Source organism: Massilimicrobiota sp. An105, assembly GCF_002161155.1.
Lineage (GTDB): Bacteria > Bacillota_I > Bacilli_A > Erysipelotrichales > Coprobacillaceae > Allocoprobacillus > Allocoprobacillus merdigallinarum.
The window spans coordinates 1-19,732 of record NZ_NFLY01000003.1 but is presented as its reverse complement, the minus strand read 5'-3'; the positions used below and the strand labels follow the sequence as shown (position 1 = coordinate 19,732).

19 protein-coding genes are annotated in these 19,732 nt (G+C 30.2%); 16 read left to right on the top strand and 3 right to left on the bottom strand.

What is annotated here, in order from left to right; translation table 11 throughout:
- Positions 1-10: 10 nt before the first annotated feature.
- On the top strand, positions 11-652 hold the full coding sequence (locus B5E48_RS01190) for a histidine phosphatase family protein (RefSeq protein WP_087303800.1): 642 nt from the start codon (positions 11-13) through the stop codon (positions 650-652).
- A gap of 30 nt (positions 653-682) precedes the next feature.
- Here the strand turns inward: B5E48_RS01190 and plsY are convergent, their stop codons facing one another.
- Positions 683-1,291, bottom strand: a complete 609-nt coding sequence (plsY, locus tag B5E48_RS01185) for a glycerol-3-phosphate 1-O-acyltransferase PlsY (protein ID WP_087297809.1) — start codon at positions 1,289-1,291, stop codon at positions 683-685.
- Positions 1,292-1,451: 160 nt separating this feature from the next.
- Between plsY and parE the strand changes: the two genes are divergently transcribed.
- On the top strand, positions 1,452-3,380 hold the full coding sequence (gene parE / locus B5E48_RS01180; protein ID WP_087245244.1) for a DNA topoisomerase IV subunit B: 1,929 nt from the start codon (positions 1,452-1,454) through the stop codon (positions 3,378-3,380).
- 11 nt (positions 3,381-3,391) lie between these two features.
- Positions 3,392-5,950, top strand: coding sequence for a DNA topoisomerase IV subunit A (gene parC / locus B5E48_RS01175; RefSeq protein ID WP_087303799.1), 2,559 nt, complete (start codon positions 3,392-3,394; stop codon positions 5,948-5,950).
- Position 5,951: 1 nt separating this feature from the next.
- On the opposite strand, the gene sigK is transcribed toward parC, so the two are convergent.
- A complete protein-coding gene (gene sigK / locus B5E48_RS01170) occupies positions 5,952-6,635 on the bottom strand; it encodes an RNA polymerase sporulation sigma factor SigK (protein WP_087245239.1) in 684 nt (227 codons plus the stop codon).
- A gap of 99 nt (positions 6,636-6,734) precedes the next feature.
- Here sigK and yqeH point away from each other — a divergent pair, with 99 nt between their 5' ends.
- From yqeH to B5E48_RS01130, 8 genes are all read left to right on the top strand, one after another.
- Positions 6,735-7,835 (top strand): ribosome biogenesis GTPase YqeH, encoded by a 1,101-nt coding sequence (gene yqeH, locus B5E48_RS01165; protein ID WP_087303798.1) that lies wholly within the window; start codon positions 6,735-6,737, stop codon positions 7,833-7,835.
- Positions 7,836-7,851: 16 nt separating this feature from the next.
- Positions 7,852-8,139: a ribosome assembly RNA-binding protein YhbY gene (gene yhbY / locus B5E48_RS01160; protein WP_087245234.1), complete on the top strand. Its 288-nt coding sequence runs from the start codon at positions 7,852-7,854 to the stop codon at positions 8,137-8,139.
- Positions 8,136-9,236 carry a nicotinate-nucleotide adenylyltransferase gene (locus B5E48_RS01155; protein ID WP_087303797.1) on the top strand — a complete coding sequence of 367 codons (1,101 nt, stop codon included), beginning with the start codon at positions 8,136-8,138 and terminating at the stop codon, positions 9,234-9,236. The genes yhbY and B5E48_RS01155 overlap by 4 nt, the downstream gene beginning before the upstream one ends.
- Positions 9,236-9,583, top strand: a complete 348-nt coding sequence (rsfS, locus tag B5E48_RS01150; RefSeq protein ID WP_087245230.1) for a ribosome silencing factor — start codon at positions 9,236-9,238, stop codon at positions 9,581-9,583. The genes B5E48_RS01155 and rsfS overlap by 1 nt, the downstream gene beginning before the upstream one ends.
- Positions 9,580-10,299 (top strand): class I SAM-dependent DNA methyltransferase, encoded by a 720-nt coding sequence (locus B5E48_RS01145; RefSeq protein WP_087303796.1) that lies wholly within the window; start codon positions 9,580-9,582, stop codon positions 10,297-10,299. The genes rsfS and B5E48_RS01145 overlap by 4 nt, the downstream gene beginning before the upstream one ends.
- Positions 10,296-10,991 carry a 5'-methylthioadenosine/adenosylhomocysteine nucleosidase gene (locus B5E48_RS01140; protein ID WP_087303795.1) on the top strand — a complete coding sequence of 232 codons (696 nt, stop codon included), beginning with the start codon at positions 10,296-10,298 and terminating at the stop codon, positions 10,989-10,991. The genes B5E48_RS01145 and B5E48_RS01140 overlap by 4 nt, the downstream gene beginning before the upstream one ends.
- Before the next feature lie 36 nt (positions 10,992-11,027).
- Positions 11,028-13,361, top strand: a complete 2,334-nt coding sequence (locus B5E48_RS01135) for a peptidase U32 family protein (protein WP_087303794.1) — start codon at positions 11,028-11,030, stop codon at positions 13,359-13,361.
- A 104-nt stretch (positions 13,362-13,465) separates the two neighbouring features.
- On the top strand, positions 13,466-13,807 hold the full coding sequence (locus tag B5E48_RS01130) for a helix-turn-helix transcriptional regulator (RefSeq protein WP_087245222.1): 342 nt from the start codon (positions 13,466-13,468) through the stop codon (positions 13,805-13,807).
- Positions 13,808-13,840: 33 nt separating this feature from the next.
- Here B5E48_RS01130 and B5E48_RS01125 read toward each other — a convergent pair whose 3' ends face one another.
- A complete protein-coding gene (locus B5E48_RS01125) occupies positions 13,841-14,380 on the bottom strand; it encodes a metallophosphoesterase family protein (protein ID WP_087296502.1) in 540 nt (179 codons plus the stop codon).
- A 173-nt stretch (positions 14,381-14,553) separates the two neighbouring features.
- Here B5E48_RS01125 and B5E48_RS01120 point away from each other — a divergent pair, with 173 nt between their 5' ends.
- The 5 genes from B5E48_RS01120 to B5E48_RS01100 all read left to right on the top strand — a co-directional run bounded on the left by B5E48_RS01120 (position 14,554) and on the right by B5E48_RS01100 (position 19,583).
- The gene (locus B5E48_RS01120) at positions 14,554-14,868 is read left to right on the top strand and encodes a PTS sugar transporter subunit IIB (RefSeq protein ID WP_087244016.1); all 315 of its coding nucleotides are present in this window, start codon (positions 14,554-14,556) and stop codon (positions 14,866-14,868) included.
- Between the two features lie 83 nt (positions 14,869-14,951).
- Positions 14,952-15,224 (top strand): ACT domain-containing protein, encoded by a 273-nt coding sequence (locus B5E48_RS01115; RefSeq protein ID WP_087244017.1) that lies wholly within the window; start codon positions 14,952-14,954, stop codon positions 15,222-15,224.
- Positions 15,225-15,235: 11 nt separating this feature from the next.
- Positions 15,236-16,600: a PFL family protein gene (locus B5E48_RS01110; protein WP_087244018.1), complete on the top strand. Its 1,365-nt coding sequence runs from the start codon at positions 15,236-15,238 to the stop codon at positions 16,598-16,600.
- 47 nt (positions 16,601-16,647) lie between these two features.
- Complete coding sequence (locus B5E48_RS01105; protein WP_087303793.1) at positions 16,648-17,877, top strand: ATP-binding protein; 1,230 nt, start codon at positions 16,648-16,650, stop codon at positions 17,875-17,877.
- A complete protein-coding gene (locus tag B5E48_RS01100) occupies positions 17,874-19,583 on the top strand; it encodes a GNAT family N-acetyltransferase (protein ID WP_087303792.1) in 1,710 nt (569 codons plus the stop codon). The genes B5E48_RS01105 and B5E48_RS01100 overlap by 4 nt, the downstream gene beginning before the upstream one ends.
- Positions 19,584-19,732: the final 149 nt, after the last annotated feature.

The following is a 19,732-nucleotide window of genomic DNA, read 5'->3' as shown; positions in this document are numbered from 1 at the left end:
TTTTTCGTATATGAAGATATATATAACGCGTCATTCTAAAACTCTTTGGAATGAACAAAAAAGGTTGCAGGGACGTTTAGATTCCCCATTGACTCAAGAAGGTATTGACAATGCTCTTGCCTTAAAAAAATATCTCACAGATAATGCTTTGCAATTTGATTGTGTTTACTCTAGTCCCATACCACGTGCCTATCAGACAGCTTGTTTATTATTTGGTCAAGAAAAAGTAATAACTGATGATCGTTTGATGGAAATGAATTTTGGAGTTTTTGAAGGACAAAAAATTGCTGATTTATTAAAAAACCAGCACGAATTATATTACCAGTTATGGAATCAACCAGAGTTGTTTGAGAGAATTCCACAAGGTGAAAGTTATGATGAAGTCATGACAAGAGTCAAAAGTTTTTTGAATGATTTAAAACAAATGGACTCAGATAGTCAAATCTTTATTGTTACTCATGGAATGTGTTTTGTGATTTTTATGGCTGTTATTTTACAATTAGACAAAAAAGATTTCGTAAAAATCAATCAACAGATTGTTGAAGGATGCTCTTTAACGTGTATTGAAGAACATGATGGCATTTATCAAGTTTTATCTTATAACGATCATCATTTTTTACCGCATGTTATGCATGCAAGTTTTGCAAAATAAAAACCTGAGTGTTTAAAAACATTCAGGTTTTTACATCCATGTAATTTTATTTTCAGTACCATTTCTTAATCTTTGAATATTACTTCTATGTTTATAGACAAGTAAAGCAACTATACATATATTCGTGATAATACCAATTGTGCTGTAACCTAAAAAAGGAGATATAACTGCAATTGATATTGCTCCAAGAATTGATGCTAAAGAAACATATTTTGAAATCTTTAATGTAAGCAAGAAAATAACCAATGCAATACAAAATGCATAAATATTTGTCATTAATGCATACCCAATAGCGACTGATACAGCTTTTCCACCTCTAAATCCAGCAAAGATAGGATAACAGTGTCCTATCACACATGCTAAAGCACATGGGTAAATAATATTCATATCAAGTTCCATATATTTGGCAACTGTTCCAGCAATAAGAATAGAAATACAGCACTTAGAAGCATCTAATATAATAACTGATAGTCCTGCTTTTTTTCCTAGAACTCTTCCAGCATTGGTTCCACCTAAATTACCAGAGCCACTATTTCTTACATCAGTATGATAAAATAGTTTTCCTATAACTAAGGCAAATGGTATTGAGCCGTATAAATATCCCATTAAAATTAATAGTAAATATATTAATATATTCATTTTTTCACTTCCCCGAGCTTTATTATACATAAAAAAGGAGAAAAATCAATTTTTTTAAAAGATTTGCGAAAATTCTAGAAATTTGCTATGATATGAATTCTCTAGCAATATCAAATAGTTTTTGATATAATTATAAAGTTGGAAAAGGAGGAAATCAGATATGAAAGCAAATCACTATGATGAATCTAACATTCAAATTCTTGAGGGACTAGAAGCTGTCAGAAAGCGTCCAGGTATGTATATAGGTTCAACAGATTCAAGAGGTTTACACCATCTTGTATGGGAAATTGTTGATAATTCTATTGATGAAGCACTTGCTGGATTTGGTAAAAAAATCACTGTCACAATTGGAAAAGATAATAGTATTCGTGTTGAGGACGAAGGGCGTGGAATGCCAACAGGTATGCATGCTTCTGGTAAGCCTACAACAGAAGTTATTTTAACGATATTACATGCTGGTGGTAAGTTTAGTGAAGATGGTGGTTATAAAACATCTGGTGGTTTACATGGTGTTGGATCGTCTGTTGTGAATGCTTTGAGTGAATGGTTAGAAGTTACAGTTTATCGTGATGGTAAAATTCATCAACAACGCTTTGAAGATGGAGCTAAAATCATTTCTCCTTTAAAGGTCATTGGTAAAACGTCTCGCACTGGAACAATCATTCATTTTAAACCGAATCAGAATATTTTTTCGACAGTTGAATTCAATTACTCAACAATCTGTGAACGATTAAGAGAAAGTGCCTTCTTATTAAAAGGAATTGAGATGAATGTTATTGATGAAAGAACAGGAAAACATGATTCATTTCAATATGAAAATGGATTAGAAGCTTTTATTGAATATTTGAATTATGATAAAAAGACACTTCATTCTACAGTATCATTTGATGATGCTTCTCATCCTATTGAAGTTGAAATTTCTTTTCAAATCACAGATGGATATCAGGAAAATCTGATTTCTTTTGTTAATTTAGTAAGAACTGGTGATGGTGGAACACATGAAACAGGATTCCGTTCTGGCTTTACGAAAGTTTTCAATGAGTATGCCAGAAAATATGGATTATTAAAACCGAAAGATAAAAACCTTGAGGGTAGTGATGTAAGAGAAGGGCTGACTGCTGTTATATCGGTTAAAATCCCTGAATCATTATTACAATTTGAAGGACAGACAAAATCTAAATTAGGAACTCCTGAAGCAAGAAATATAGTTGAAAATGTTGTTTATGAACAGGTTAATTATTTTTTAGAAGAAAATAAAGAAACCGCTAATGAACTTGTTAAAAAAATGATTAAAGCTTCACAGGCAAGAAATGCAGCTAGAAAAGCGAGAGAAGAAGCAAGAAAAGGTAAAGGAAATAAAGTTGAAAAGATATTAAGTGGAAAGCTTGCTCCGGCACAGTCAAAAGATAAAAAAAGAAAAGAATTATATTTAGTCGAAGGTGATTCTGCAGGTGGAAGTGCAAAGCAGGGAAGAGATCGAAAATATCAGGCTATTTTACCATTACGTGGAAAGGTTATTAATACTGAAAAAGCAGCAATGGCTGATATTTTAAAAAATGAAGAAATTAGTACAATTATCAATACTGTTGGTGCTGGTGTTGGTGCTGATTTTAACGCTGATGATTCTAATTATGCAAAAGTCATTATCATGACCGATGCTGATACTGATGGTGCGCATATCCAGGTTTTATTACTAACTTTCTTCTATCGTTATATGCGAGGTTTAATTCAAGCAGGAAAAGTTTATATCGCTTTACCACCTTTGTATAAGGTATCTAAGAAAAATGGAAAACATGAAGATGTTGTTTATGCATGGGATGATGAAGAATTAGAAAATGCAAAAAAACAGATAGGGCGTGGATATAATGTTCAGCGTTATAAAGGTTTAGGTGAAATGAACGCTGATCAATTATGGGAAACAACTATGAATCCAGAAACAAGAACTTTGATTCAGGTTTCTATTGAAGATGCTGCATTGGTTGAACGTAGAGTGTCGGTTTTAATGGGAGATAAAGTTGAACCTAGACGTGAATGGATTGAAGACAATGTTCAATTTTCTTTAGAAGATTCATTTTTCATTAATCAATAGGGAGGTCTAACATGAAAGAAAAAATCATAACCCAGTCGCTGGATGACATTATGGGAGATCGCTTTGGAAAATATTCTAAATATATCATTCAAGATCGTGCATTACCAGATGTAAGAGATGGGTTGAAACCTGTACAACGTAGAATTTTATATGCAATGTACAAAGAAGGAAATACACATCAAAAACCATATCGTAAATCTGCCAAAACTGTTGGTAACGTTATTGGTAATTACCATCCTCACGGAGATATTTCTGTTTATGAAGCTATGGTACGTTTGTCACAGGATTGGAAAATGCGTATGCCTTTAATTGATATGCAGGGAAATAATGGTTCTATTGATAATGATCCTGCAGCCGCTATGCGTTATACTGAAGCGAGATTATCGCCCATTGCATTGGAGTTATTAAAAGACATTGACAAGGAAACAGTGCAAATGGCACTTAACTTTGATGATACTGAATATGAACCAACGGTTTTACCAGCTAAATTCCCTAATTTATTGGTTAATGGTGCAACAGGAATTTCATCTGGTTACGCAACTGATATTCCACCACATAATTTAGAAGAAGTCATTGATGCAACGATTTATCGTATTTCACATCCACATTGTTCATTAGATGATTTAATGAAATTTATGAAAGGTCCTGATTTTCCAACGGGAGCGATTGTTGAAGGTTTAAATGGTATCAAAAAGGCTTTTGAAACAGGTAGAGGAAAAGTTGTTGTCCGTTCACAGACTCAAATAATTGAAGAAAAAAATATAAATAAAATTGTGATTACTCAGATTCCTTATGAAGTGAATAAAGCTGAACTTGTTAGAAAATTAGATGAAATTCGTTTTCAAAAAAATATTGATGGTATTATTGAAGTTCGTGATGAATCTGATCGTAATGGATTAAGTATTGTGATTGATTTAAAGAAAGATGTAGATGTTCAAAATACTTTAAATTATTTTTACAAGAATACAGATTTACAAAAGAATTATAATTATAATATGGTTGCGATTAAAAATAAACGACCAGTCTGTATGGGAATTGTTGATATTTTGGATGGCTATATTGAACATCAGATTGAAGTCATTACAAAACGTTCTTTGTTTGATCTTCATAAAGCTGAAGATCGTAAACATATTGTTGATGGTTTGATTAAAGCTGTTTCTATTTTGGACGAAGTTGTTCATACGATTCGTCATTCACATGATAAACAGGATGCTAAAAAGAATCTTCAATTACAGTATCAGTTTTCTGAAAAACAGGCAGAAGCAATTGTAATGTTGCAGTTATATCGTTTAACAAATACGGATATTGTTTCATTAGAAAAAGAAAAATCTGATTTAGAGGTCTTAATTCAAACATTAAACAATATTCTAGCAAGTGATAAAGTATTAAGAAAAGTCATTATAGATGAATTAAAACAAATTAAAAAGCAATATCCTAGTCCACGTTTAACAGAGATTAAAGATGAAGTTCAAGAAATTGTTATTGATGAAGAAGCTATGATTCTTCCTGAAGACATCTATGTATCTATTACTCGTGATGGATACGTGAAAAGAATCTCTCAAAGATCATATAAGGCAAGTGAAAATATTGCGTTTGGAAAGAAAGATGATGATGTTTTATTAGATTTGCATTTTGCTAGTACTTTGGATAAATTGCTTGTCTTTACTGATAAAGGAAACTATTTATTTATTCCATTGCATAAATTAGAAGAATTTAAATGGAAAGAACTTGGAAAACATATCAGCTATCTGATAAAAGTATCACCAGAAGAAAAAATGATTGGATCTATTCTTGTCAAATCATTCCAAAGACCATTATATGTTTTATTAGCAACACGTTTAGGACAAATGAAACGTGTCTCTCTTCAAGATTTTGAAGTCACAAGATACAGCAAACCAATCAAATGTATGAATTTAAAACAAGATGATCAATTATTACAAGTTTCATTAACAGATGATCATCAAGCTATTGTTTTAACATCATCTTTAGGATATGTATCGCTTTATAGTGAACAGGAAATTTCTATTTTAGGATTAAAAGCAGGTGGAATCAAAGGAATCAATTTGAAAAATGATTCATTAGTTGCTATGAATACATTTGATCCACTGCATTCTTATTCTTATGTTCTTATTAGTGATCAGCCAGGAATTAAGCGTATGAGAATTTCTGATATACCAAGCTGCAATCGCTCAACCAAAGGAACATTAATTTTTAAATCACCAAAGACAAATCCAATTCATGCTTTATCAGCTTATGTTTTAGATGTTCAAGATACACTCATTATCGAAACACAAGAACATAAAGAAACGGTTGCTATTAAGGATTATTCATTATCTCAAATCTTACAAAAACCAAGTATCATTCAATCTTTAAAGAACGAAAATATTACATATATTTATTATCAAGGGGTATTATCTACAGATTTATATCAGAATGTTACAGAAACTCAAGATTTATCTACAACTCAAAATGTAAAAAAGGTTGAAAAGAGTCAACCTTTAGAACCACAACAACAAGATAAACATTTTGAACCTATTTCATTTGATGACTTATTTAATGATGACTTCTAATTTATGAAGAATGAATATATGCTTTAAGAAGCTTAATTAAAGCACGTTTTTCTAAACGTGAAACATAAGAACGAGAAATATTCATTTGCTGAGCGATTTCTTTTTGGGTATATATACGATGATGATTAAGCCCATAGCGATAAATGAGTATTTCTTGTTCACGAGGTGTCAGTAATGTAAAATATTCTTGTAATTTTTGAATCTGATCATTGGTTTGAATCTGTTCAACAATATCTTTATCTTTGGCAGGGATAATGTCAAGTAAAGTCATTTCTCCGCCATCTTTATCAACACCTAATACTTCATTTAATGAAACATCAAGAGCTGTCTTTTTATGATGACGCAGATGCATTAAAATCTCATTTTCTATACATTTAGCAGCATATGTTCCTAGTTTTGTTGATTTATCAGCATTATAACTATCTACTGCTTTGATAAGGCCAATTGTACCAATACTAATCAGATCTTCTTGTAAATCTTTAGAGCTTTCATATTTTTTAGCGATATGTGCAACTAGTCTTAAGTTATGTTCAATTAGCGCATTTCTAGCATTCTGATCACCTTGAAAATATTTTTCTAATAACTCATTTTCTTGTTGTGGTGTTAATTGGGGTTTAAATGCTTGCGTTTTAATAAACGAAACAAATAAAAATTGTTGTAATAATGCAATAATTGTTGTAAACATAAGTCACCTCAAAATATTATATGAAATTTGTCGATGTTTATGTTTATCTCTTTTCATTAAATAAGAAATAGTATACAATAAGCGAGAAGGAAGGTATATATGGAAGAAGTAAAAAAATGTTATGGTTGTGGTGCTATCATTCAAAGTCATAATGAAAAGCATATTGGTTATGTTCCTAAAAATGCAACTCAAAGAGAACATATCTTATGTCAGCGTTGCTTTCAATTAAAAAATTATCATAAATTGCAGACAACAAATCTCACAAAAGATGATTTTTTAAATTTATTGGATCATATTGGTGAAAAAGATTGTTTAGTTGTGTATATGATTGATTTATTTGATTTTCAGGGAAGCATGATTCCTGGGTTATTACGTCATATTGGTTTTAATGATGTCCTGGTTTTAGCTAATAAGCGTGATCTTTTACCTAAATCAGTAAAAGAACGTAAGTTAGAACATTGGGTGAGAAGACAATTAAAACAAGAAGGAATAAAACCGGTAGATGTGATTGTGACAAGTGGTAAGAAAAATATGAATATGGATTCGATTTATGATGCTATTATGTCATATCGTAAACAAAGGGATGTCTATGTTGTAGGTGTAACAAATGTTGGAAAATCTACTTTTATCAATGCCTTATTAAAACATTATGCTCAAGTTGAAGAACAGAATTTAATTACTGTTTCAGAATTCCCTGGGACAACACTTGATTTTATTGAAATTCCATTAGATAATCATTCATATTTATATGATACACCAGGAATTATTAATGATCATCAAATGACTCATTTTATTGATCCTCAGGATTTAAAAAAGATTATTCCTCAAAGTGAATTGAGACCTATTGGTTTTCAGTTACAGGATAAACAGACTATTTATTTTGATGGATTAGGAAGAATTGATTATATCAGTGGTGATCAGGCAAGTTTTATTACTTATTTTTCTAGACAACTTAAAATTCATCGTACAAAAACAAGCAATGCTGATGCATTGTATAATCGCCATAAAACTTTTTCATTTGAATTAAATGGTATGGATTCAATTGAAAAAATGAAAACATATGATTTTACCTTAAAACCTGGAAAATGTGATATTGTTATTTCAGGATTAGGGTTTATAACCATTTCATCTCATGGTGGAAAAGTTAAAGTTCATGTTCCACCTCAAATTTCAGTTATGATTAGAGAAGCAATTATATAAAAGAAAGGAAACAATTATGTTAACAGGTAAACAAAAAAGATATTTAAGAAGTGAAGCACATCATTTAAAAGCTATTTTTCAGGTTGGTAAAGAGGGTGTTTCTGCTAATCAGATTAAAGGTATTGATGATGCTTTAGAAGCTCAGGAATTAATTAAAGTGAAGATATTAGAAAGTTGTCCTGATGATGTGAATAGTGTAGCTGTTGAATTAAGTATGCATACAAAAGCAGAAGTTGTTCAAATTATTGGTCGTACGATTGTTTTTTATCGTCATAGTCCTCAAGGAATTTATCGCTTACCATGAAAAAAATAGGATTATTTGGCGGAAGCTTTGACCCTATTCATAAAGCACATGTAGAAATTGCCATGTGTGCAATTGAACAACTTCAATTAGACGAAGTGCAATTTATCCCTACACGACATAATCCATGGAAAAATCAAAGTTGTGCCAATGCTAAAGAGCGTTTACATATGATTCATTTGGCTATTCAGGGCAATGATAAACTCACAGTGAATACAATTGAACTTGATGATGATCAAAATCAAAAAAATTATACTATTCATACTCTTGAAAAGATCATTGAAAAACATCCCAATAACAAATATTATTATATTATGGGTATGGATCAGGCAAATGCTTTTGATAAATGGAAAAAAGCTAAAAAAATTTCTAACTTAGTACAGTTAGTTGCTTTTCAGCGTGGAGGATATGAGCCATTATCGGATGTTTTAAATCAATATCATTTTCTTGTTTTAAATAATCGTCCTGTCTATGCATCAAGCAGTGATGTTAGACAGGGGCATATTGAAATGTTGAATCCCCATGTATTGCGTTATATTTCAAGCCAGGGATTATACTTAGAAACAATGGTTGCTTCACGTATGAAAGAAAAACGTTGGAAACATACATGTAGTGTTGCTCAATTGGCTAAAAAGATTGCTAAAGCAAATCATTTGAATGAAAAACAGGCATATATTGCAGGGATTATGCATGATGTTGCTAAAGAAATGGATCAAAAAGAAGCAACTGTTATTATGCAAAATTATTTTCCAGAATATATCTCTAAACCATATCCTATATGGCATCAATGGTTATCAAGATATGTAAGTGAACATGAGTTTTTAATAGAAGATCCTATTATTTTAAAGGCTATTGAAGACCATACAACTGCTTCTGTTGATATTTCATTGATTGGAAAATGTCTATATGTTGCAGATAAATTAGACCCATTAAGAGGTTATGATTCATCAAAGCAGATTGAATTATGTAAAAAAGATATAAATGCAGGATTTAGAGATTCATTGATAGATTTTTATGAATTTTCAAAAAAGAAAAATAGAGAAATTGATGATTGTTTTTATGAAATTTATGATTATTTCGTTGTAAAAGGAGAAAAATAATGACAAAATTAGAATGTGTTGTAAAGGCTATGGATGACAAACTTGCTACTAACATTACTGCTATTGATATGCGTGATGTAAGTCCAATGTTTGATACTTTTGTTTTATGTACAGCTAGCAATGAAAGATTAATGCAGGCAATTACTGATAATATTCAAGATGAATGTGCTAAGAATCATTATGAAGTCAAAAGTATTGAAGGTTTAAGAAATTCTAAATGGATTCTTATAGATTTAGGAGATATTGTTTGTCATATTTTTGAAGCGGCTGAAAGAGAAAGTTATAATTTGGAAAAATTATGGGGAGATATGCCTCGTATTAACATTGAAGGAATGTTGGCCAAATGAGTTATGAAAACTTTGCTTACTATTATGATAGCTTAATGGATGAACAATTTTATGAAGATTACTATCAATTTATATTGGAACATTGTCAATTTGAAGAAGTTTTTGAATTGGGATGTGGAACAGGTGAAATTGCTATTCGTTTAGCTAAAGATCATAAAACTGTATATGCTTCTGACATTTCTACTGATATGTTAGAAGTTGCAAAACAGAAAGCTATTGCTAATCAAGTAAATCTTATTTTACAAAGAGTTAATATGTGCGACTTTGAAACATCACGACCAGTTGATCTTATTTTATGTTTGTGTGATTCTATCAATTATTTACTTGAACCACATCAGATTATGCAGACTTTTCAAAATGTATTTCGTTCATTAAAAGCTGGAGGTACTTTTATTTTTGATATTGATAGTTTATACAAAATGAATGTTATTTTAGATCAATATTCAGAAAAAGAAGAAGATGAAGAGTTTGTTTTTGAATGGCGTGTTGATAAAATAGATGATGGATATGTGCATCATCATGTTTATATTGAAGATAAACAAGAATCTGAAATAGTTGATGAAGATCATTATCAAAAGACTTATTCGGTAAATCAATATTTATACTGGTTAAAGGAAGCTGGTTTTTCGCAAGTTGATTATTATAGTGATTTTCATGAATATCATGATGATTGTGAAAGAATTATATTTGTATGTCAAAAGGAGGAAACCATATGATAGCAGTTGTTGGAGCTATGGAAGAAGAAGTTGCTGAAATAAAAAAGTATATGGATATAACTTCTATGCAGACAATTCATGGATATACTTTTTATGAAGGTACAATAGCGAATACAAAAGTTGTAGTTGTACAAGGTGGTATTGGAAAAGTGAATGCAGCTATTTCAACCACTTTGTTATTAACAAATTATGATATTGATTTTCTTATTAATGTAGGTTCTGCTGGTGGACTTTCTTTATCACAAAATGTTGGTGATGTTGTTATTTCAACAGGGGTTCTCCATCATGATGTTGATGTAACTGCTTTTCAACGTGAACTTGGTGAAGTGCCTGGAATGCCGCGTATCTTTGAACCAGATAAAAAAGCTTTAAAACAGGTTGAAAATATTTTGAAAGATCTTCATCTATCATATCATATGGGACTTATTGTTTCAGGAGATCAATTTATTTGTCGTGATGATCAGGTTAGTCAGATTAAAAAGAATTTTCCTGATGCAATATGTGCTGAAATGGAAGCTGCATCTATTGCACAGGTTTGTCATGTTTTTCGAGTTCCATTTATTATCACAAGATCTCTAAGTGATATCTATCAAAAAGGTGAAAATCATGTGCAATTTGATGAATATTTAAAACAAGCTAGCCAAGCTTCTGCAAAAATGTGTTATCATCTTATTTCTATATTATCGCAATAACACTTGTTATTGCTTTTTTATATAAGGAGGATCTCTATGAAAAAAATTGAATTATTGGCTCCTGCTGGCGACAAAGAATCTTTAATCGCTGCAGTACAAAATGGTGCGGATGCTATATATTTAGGTGGAACTTTATTTAGTGCACGTGCTTTTGCAAAAAATTTTGATGATGAACAACTACAATGGGCAATACAATACGCTCATTTATATGGTGTCAAAATCTATGTTACTGTAAATACGTTATTTAAAGATGCGGAGATAGATGCTTTGATTTCATATTTAGATAAATTATATGAATTTCAAGTAGATGCTCTGATTATCCAAGACGTTGGATTATTTGATATCGTCAGAACTTTATATCCTGATTTTGAAATTCATATGAGTACACAATCTTCTATTATGAATCACTATGGTGTCAATTATTTTGAAAAATGTGGTGCATCACGTGTTGTATTAGCACGTGAAAATACATTAGAAGATATTCAATCTATTTGCCAAAATACATCTATAGAGATTGAAGTTTTTGTTCATGGAGCTATGTGCGTGTGCTATTCTGGACAATGTTTAATGAGCAGTATGATTGGAAAAAGAAGTGGAAATAGGGGACAGTGCGCCCAACCATGTCGTTTGCCATATCAATTATTAAAGGATGATCAAGTTTTACCTGAAAAATATCCTTTTATTCTATCACCAAAGGATATGATGACAATAGAACATGTTGGTGCTCTTATTGAAGCAGGTGTTTCTTCATTGAAAATAGAAGGACGTATGAAAAGGCCAGAATATGTTGCCAGCGTTACACGTGCATATCGCCAAGCAATTGATGCCTTTTATGAACATAAAAAAATTGATTTACAGCCCCTTATTCATGATATGAAGGCGATGTTTAATCGCAATTATACTTTAGGTTATTTAAAACATGATACTCATCTTGTAGATGGTGACTATTCTGGACATAGGGGTAGTATTATTGGTGAAGTTTTGTATTATCATAAAAAACAAAAAAGAGTGGGGATTCGTTTAAAAGATACACTCATGCAAGGTGATAGCATTGTTTTTGAAAATATTGATAAAGGAAGACCAGTCAATAAAATCTATCATCAAAAAAAATTAGTGAATAAAGCTTATTCAAATGATGTGATTGAAATAGAATTTGATTATTATGTTGATCGAGGATTGGTTAGAAAAACACTTGATACAAATGTTGTTGAAAAAATGCAACAGACATATCAAAAATCACCACGAAAAGTCTCAATATCTATGGAATTTGAAGCCCGTATTTATCAAAAAGCAAGACTTATTCTTAAGAAAGAAAATTTAAAAGTAACAGTTGAATCACAACAGGAAGTTCAATTAGCTCATAATACGCCTCTTGAAAAACAGAGAATCAACCAGCAGTTATCAAAACTGGGATCTACACCATTTATAGCTGAGCATATACAGATAAACATAGATGAAGGGATTTCAATGCCTATTAGAGATATTAATGAGATGCGTAGATATGCAACAGATATGTTGATTGAAAAATTATCTCATCAAAAAATACATCATCATAGTCGACAAAAAATGTCTACATATAGCCAAAAAAGCACTTCTCAAGCACCTCAATTTTATATTCTTGTTCATTCCATAGAACAATTAAAAACAGTCATTCAATATCCTTTTGATACAATTATTTATCCTTATCAGGAAAGGATAGAAAAAGCTTATGAAATTTGTCAAAAACATCAAAAGAAAATGATTATGATGACATCTCCTGTTATGAAAGATGATGATATTGAAGATGTATTATCATCACAGATTTATTCGCAAATAGATACAATATTGGTAAATGATTATGGTGCATATATGGCTTTCCAAGATAAAAAACTGGTTGTGGGTCAGGGCTTAAATATTTATAATTCGTATGCTGCACATCATTATCATCAACCATATTTGGTTTCTTTAGAAATGTCAGCAACTGAAATTAAACATTTGCAGGTTGATTTAACACATTGTCTTGTTCAAATCTTTGGTAAAACAACAAATATGATTAGCGAATATTGTCCAATTACTCAATATTATTTTGGATATCAAAATAAGCATTGTCAAATGTGTAAACAAGGTCATTTTGCCTTGAGAGATCGAAAAAATGAGAAATTTGACATAATGGTTGATAATAAATGTCGCATGCACTTATTAAATGCACATACACTTTTTTATGATCAATTTAAACAATTACCAGTTGGTGGATTCCTTATTGCGTTCACTAACGAAGATCAACAACAAGTTCAAATGGTGATGGATGATTTTATGCAGATGATCTATAACCAACAAAAGAGCCATATTCGACAGAAAATAAAAGTAACTTCAGGATATTTCAAAGAATAATGTTGAATCATCAATATTTATGTCTTTCACAAAAAAAGTTTTTTCATATTCTAAATTGCGATTGTTTTTCATTCATGATATAATATTATTATGGAGGTGACCTTATGGCAATAGATATGGATTTAGCTAAAAGACTGAAGGTTTATCGTAATTTTAAACACCTTACTCAAAAAGAAGTTGCTTCTCATCTTAATGTTCCACATTCTGCTATTTCAGATATTGAAAATGGTAAAAGAGATGTGACAGTTAGTGAATTAAAAATTCTTTCACATCTTTATGGACGTAGTGTTGAAGAAATTATGAGTGGTAAAAAATACGATTATTATAATATTGCAAATATTGCACGTCTATTAACAGAATTGCCAGATGATGATTTAAAAGAAGTTATGTTTATTATTGAATATAAACGTAAAAGAGTTGAAGAAAAAAATAAAAACAACCAATAAAAAAGAAATTAGTTACAGAAGCTAATTTCTTTTTTATTTTAACAGTGTTTTAAATTCTTCTAATAATTCAAGTCCTTCATCTAATATATCCTGATTACAAATCTCATCTGTTTGACAATGATGAAATTCAACTTGGATATCATTGTTATCACGAATATCAATAAGAGCATATGTTCCATATCCATAACTTCCTCGATTCATCATTAAACTTCCTGGATTAACAAAAAGAATGTTTTGATGTTTTTGGATCGTTGGAACATGTGTATGACCATGTAAACAAAGATAACAATTTTCTTTTTGACAAAGCTGTATTAATTGATCATATCCATAATAAACTCCATAATATTGTCCATGTGTAACACAGATATGTTGAAATGTTTTATAGATAGGGAAGGGTGCATCATCATGGTTTCCCTTAACAACAATATCAAATAATTGTATATATGGATCATCAACAGGTAAAGATGAATCACCACAATGAATCATATAATCAACATGAAAACGATAGTGAGTTACCACACGCTGTAAATAATTTTCGTAAAGATGACTATCGCTGACAACTAATAATTTCATTTCAATCAACTCTTTTCTTATATTATTCTATCATATTTCAATTATAAATTCATAATTATATTGATAGAATCAACCGATTTTCTCAAATAGAAAATTTTTATCCGTAAGTGTTTACAATTCAGGTAAAAATTGTTACAATATATATTGTAATAATAAGAAAGGGAGTAAGAAATATGAAAACTATTTTATTAGTATGTTCTGCAGGAATGTCTACAAGTTTATTAGTTACTAAAATGGAAGCTGCTGCTAAAGATGCTGGTGTTGAATGCAAAATCTTTGCATTACCATTCTCTGATGCACCTAGAGTATTAGAAGAAGTTGATTGCATCTTACTTGGCCCACAAGTTAGATTCCAAAAAGCTGCTATTGAAAAATTAGCTGCTGGTAGAAAAGCTGGACCTATCCCTGTAGATGTCATTGATATGAGAGATTATGGAACAATGAACGGTAAAGCCGTATTCGAAAAAGCTTTATCTTTATTAAAATAATTTCTTAAAGGAGCTATGCTCCTTTTTTTCTTTTCTTTTTACATATTGTTTGTTATAATGTTTAAAAATCAGGAGGAAGAAAAATGGAAAAAGCAATTATAACAGTTGTAGGTAGAGATCAGGTTGGCATTATTGCTCATGTATGTCAATTTTTATCTAAAGCAAATATTAATATTTTAGATATTTCTCAAACAATATTAGATGGGTACTTTAATATGATGATGATTGTTGATATGTCTTTAGCAAAAGAATCATTTTCAGACGTTTGTGATCAATTAGAAGATTTAGGAAATCATATAGGCGTTTATATTAAATTACAGCATGAAGACATTTTTAATAAAATGCATAGAATCTAAGGAGGAAAATCATGATAAATTTATTTGAAGTTAATGAAACAAATAAGATGATTGAACAGGAAAACTTAGATGTCCGCACTATTACAATTGGGATTAGTTTACTTGATTGTATTGATGCTAATATAGATACTTTATGTCAAAATATTTATCATAAAATTACAAGTGTTGCTGAACATTTAGTTGAAACTGGAGAAAATATTGAAAAAAAATATGGGATTCCTATTGTTAATAAAAGAATTTCTGTAACTCCAATTGGTCTTATTGGTGCATCTGTATGTCAATCAACAGATGATTTTGTCAAAATCGCTAAAACTTTAGATCGTTGTGCTAAAAAAGTTGGCGTGAATTTTATCGGTGGTTACAGTGCGATTGTTTCTAAGGGAATGACACCTGCTGAAAAATTATTAATTCAATCTATTCCTCAAGCTATGAAAGAAACTGAATTGGTATGTAGTTCAGTAAACGTAGGATCTACAAAAACGGGAATTAATATGGATGCAGTTAAATTAATAGGGGAAATCATCAAAGAAACTGCTGAATTAACAAAAGAACAAGATTCTATTGGGTGTGCAAAATTTGTTGTTTTTTGTAATGCCCCTGATGATAATCCTTTTATGGCTGGAGCTTTTCATGGAGTCAGTGAAGCTGATGCTATTATTAATGTGGGTGTCAGTGGTCCTGGTGTTGTAAGAAAAGCAATTCAAACAGCTAAAGGAAAAGATTTTGGAGAATTATGCGAAATTGTTAAAAAAACTGCTTTTAAAATTACACGTGTTGGACAATTAGTCGCTAGAGAAGCTTCTGCAGCTTTAAATATTCCTTTTGGAATTATTGATTTATCATTAGCCCCAACACCGGCAGTTGGTGATAGTATTGCCGACTGTTTAACAGAAATGGGCTTAGAAAGAGTAGGGGCTCCTGGAACAACAGCTGCTCTAGCTATTTTAAATGATCAGGTTAAAAAAGGTGGTGTTATGGCATCTTCATATGTTGGTGGACTTTCTGGAGCATTTATCCCTGTCAGTGAAGATCAAGGTATGATTGATGCTGTTGAAGCTGGTGCCTTAACATTGGAAAAATTAGAGGCTATGACATGCGTATGTTCAGTTGGTTTAGATATGATTGCGATTCCAGGGAAAACATCAGCAAAAACAATTTCTGGAATTATTGCAGATGAAATGGCTATTGGTATGATTAATCAAAAAACAACTGCAGTACGTATTATTCCTGTTATAGGTAAAGATGTTGGTGAAAAAGTAGAATTTGGTGGTTTATTGGGATATGCACCTATCATGCCTGTCAATCCATTCTCATGTGATGAATTTATTGATAGAGGTGGACGTATTCCTGCTCCTATCCACAGTTTTAAAAATTAACAAAAAGACGATTTTATCGTCTTTTTTTACAGAAAGGAGTTCAATTTATGATTAACGATCAGCTTATAGTCTATAAAAATATATCTCAGGATGATGTTGTTTTAAAATGTTTATCTTTTATGGATGATGATGCATCTATTGATGAATCAGAATTTATTGCTAGTCTTCTTGTTTTAGCTGAAAAATATGAATTACATGGACAATTATTCCAAAGTCTATTAACGCATTTATTAGCTTATCATGAAAATACATTCACATTGGCATTAGAAAGAAAAAAAGACATTTCTGTTTCTTTAAAAAAAGTAGTTTGTCATGATTTTGAAATCATTTACAATCTTTATCATTATGATTTTTCTTATCTTAATTCTTTATATAAAGATTTATTTTTTGACTTTCAAAATAGTTCTACGATTATCAATCAAGAAATTTTTGATGTATTAACAAATTTACAAACTCAGCTTTCTCAAAGCACATCAGTGGAAGAGTTTTATCAAATATTATATAATCATTATTATCAGTATGGTGTTGGAAAATATGGATTAAATAAAGCCTTTCGATATTTGAATAATCAAATTATACCAATTGATCATATTGGCAATAATACACTTGAACAATTAATTGGTTATGAAAGTCAAAAAGAACGCTTAATAGCAAATACTGAAGCATTTTTAAATGGTCAAAAAGCCAACAATGTTTTACTTTATGGCGATAGTGGGACAGGAAAGTCAAGTAGTATTAAAGCTTTATTGAATCGTTATTATAAACAAGGTTTAAGAATGGTTGAAGTCTATAAACATCAATTTATATCATTGCCTCAAATTATTAATGAATTACAAAATAGAAATTATCGTTTTATCATTTTTATGGATGATTTGTCTTTTGAAGAATTTGAAGTTGAATATAAATATTTAAAAGCCGTTATTGAAGGTGGTCTTGAAAAGAAACCTGATAATATTTTGATTTATGCAACAAGTAATCGTAGACATTTAATCAAAGAAACATGGAATGATCGTAATCATGATCAGGAAATTAATAATAACGATGCTATGCAGGAAAAATTATCTTTAGTATCTCGATTTGGTGTTCAAATCATGTATATTCATCCAGATAAACAACATTATTTAGATATTATTGATGCATTAGCTAAGACTTATCATTTAACAATGCCTACTGAACAACTACATGAATTAGCATTACAGTGGGAAATAAGAAATGGAGGTTTTTCAGGAAGAACAGCAAAACAGTTTATTCATATGCTGCTTTCTCAACAATCATGAAACAATTAAAATTAGAAGATTATGCAATTATTCAACCATATTTAGAAAAAGCCAATTATGAAGGATATAACTCCAATTTTGTCACAATGATGATGTGGAATCATGAGTATCATATACAATATGAAATACATGATAACTTTCTTATTATGCTGCATCATTATAAAAACATTTATTTTTGGGCCATGCCTTTTACGACACCAGAATTTTATCAGGAAGCTTTGGATTACATGATCAAATATAGCCATCAACATGGTTTTCCTTTTATGATTGATTGTGCTATTGAAAGTTTTGTTTCAACACTTCAAAAAAATGATTATTCGCATCAATTCCTTTTTGAAAGGACACCATTTAATGATGATTATATCTATGATAAAGATATGCTTCAAACTTTAGCTGGTAAGAAAATGCAAAAAAGACGTAATCATTACAATGCTTTTCTTAAAGCTTATCCTGATTATGAATATCGTGATTTGGATATAGTCAAAGATTTCGATATCATTTTTACATGTCTAAATAGATGGGAAGGGGAAAAGGATAATTTAAGTGAATCAATGACAAGTGAAGTTAGAGGAATCATGTCATTGCTTTCCTCAAAGTATCTTTTACCATTTCATATTGGAGGAATTTTTATCCATAACCAATTAGAAGCTTTTATTATTGCTTCAAAACTTAATCATTCTACTATTCAAATACACGTTGAAAAAGCAAATAAAGATATTAGAGGATTATATCCTGCTATATTAAAAGAACTATTAGAACATCATTTTCAAAATGAAAAATGGGTAAATAGGGAAGAAGATATGGGTCTAGAAAATTTAAGACGATCAAAGCAATCATTACACCCTGTTAAGATGATTCATAAATATCGTATTTATGAAAATCAGACAATAATTGAAAAAGTAAATGATCATGATTTAGAAGATATTAAAAAACTATGGCTACAATGTTTCGAAGATGAAACAGAAGAATCAACAAACTATTATTTTCAAGAGCTTTATCACAAAGAAAATACTTTTGTACTTAAAAATGATAATCGTATTTTATCTGCTTTACAAATCGTTCCAATGTCTATTATGAAAAATAAGAAGCCAGAAGAATGTTATTTTATATTAGGTGTGTGTACACATCCATATTTTCAAAAACAAGGCTTAATGAAGCAACTTCTATATTTTGTTTTGAGTAAATACACAAATAAAACGATTTATCTGCAAGCTTATCATCCTGAAATTTATCGACCTTTTGGATTTCATGCATCACATTATCATCAGGTTATTGAGATTGATAAAAATATGTTGGAAAATTATTCTGATTTGAAAATAAGTCAGCAATATGATTTGTTAGAAAAATATTATCATCAATTTGTTAGTCATTTTGATGAATATCGTATTCGTAGTCATGAATACTGGCAACTTTTAAGAAAAAGATGTGAAAGTTTCAATGATCAAATCCTTATATTTGAAGATTTAGGCTATTTTATATATCATGAAGATGATGAAAGTATTTATATAAGTGAAGCCATCTATTTCAATCAAAATAATCTTTTACAAATGTTGTCATATTTTAAGAAATCTTCTAAAAAGTTAATTCTTGAATGTGATATGACTGTAAATTTAAACTGTGAAAGTAAATATATCATTACAATGATGAGCAATACGCTTCAAAAAGATAGAATGGAATCTAATAAATATATTAATGAAGTATACTAATGAAGAAGCTAAAATGCTTCTTTTTTTATAAAAAATTTAACTTCAGTTAAATGTTGGTAATTGATTTTAACTCCATAAAAACGGTGTTAAAGCCCTTTAAAATAAAACATGATATTTTCATCAGTGCTATACTTATATCGAGGTGAAGA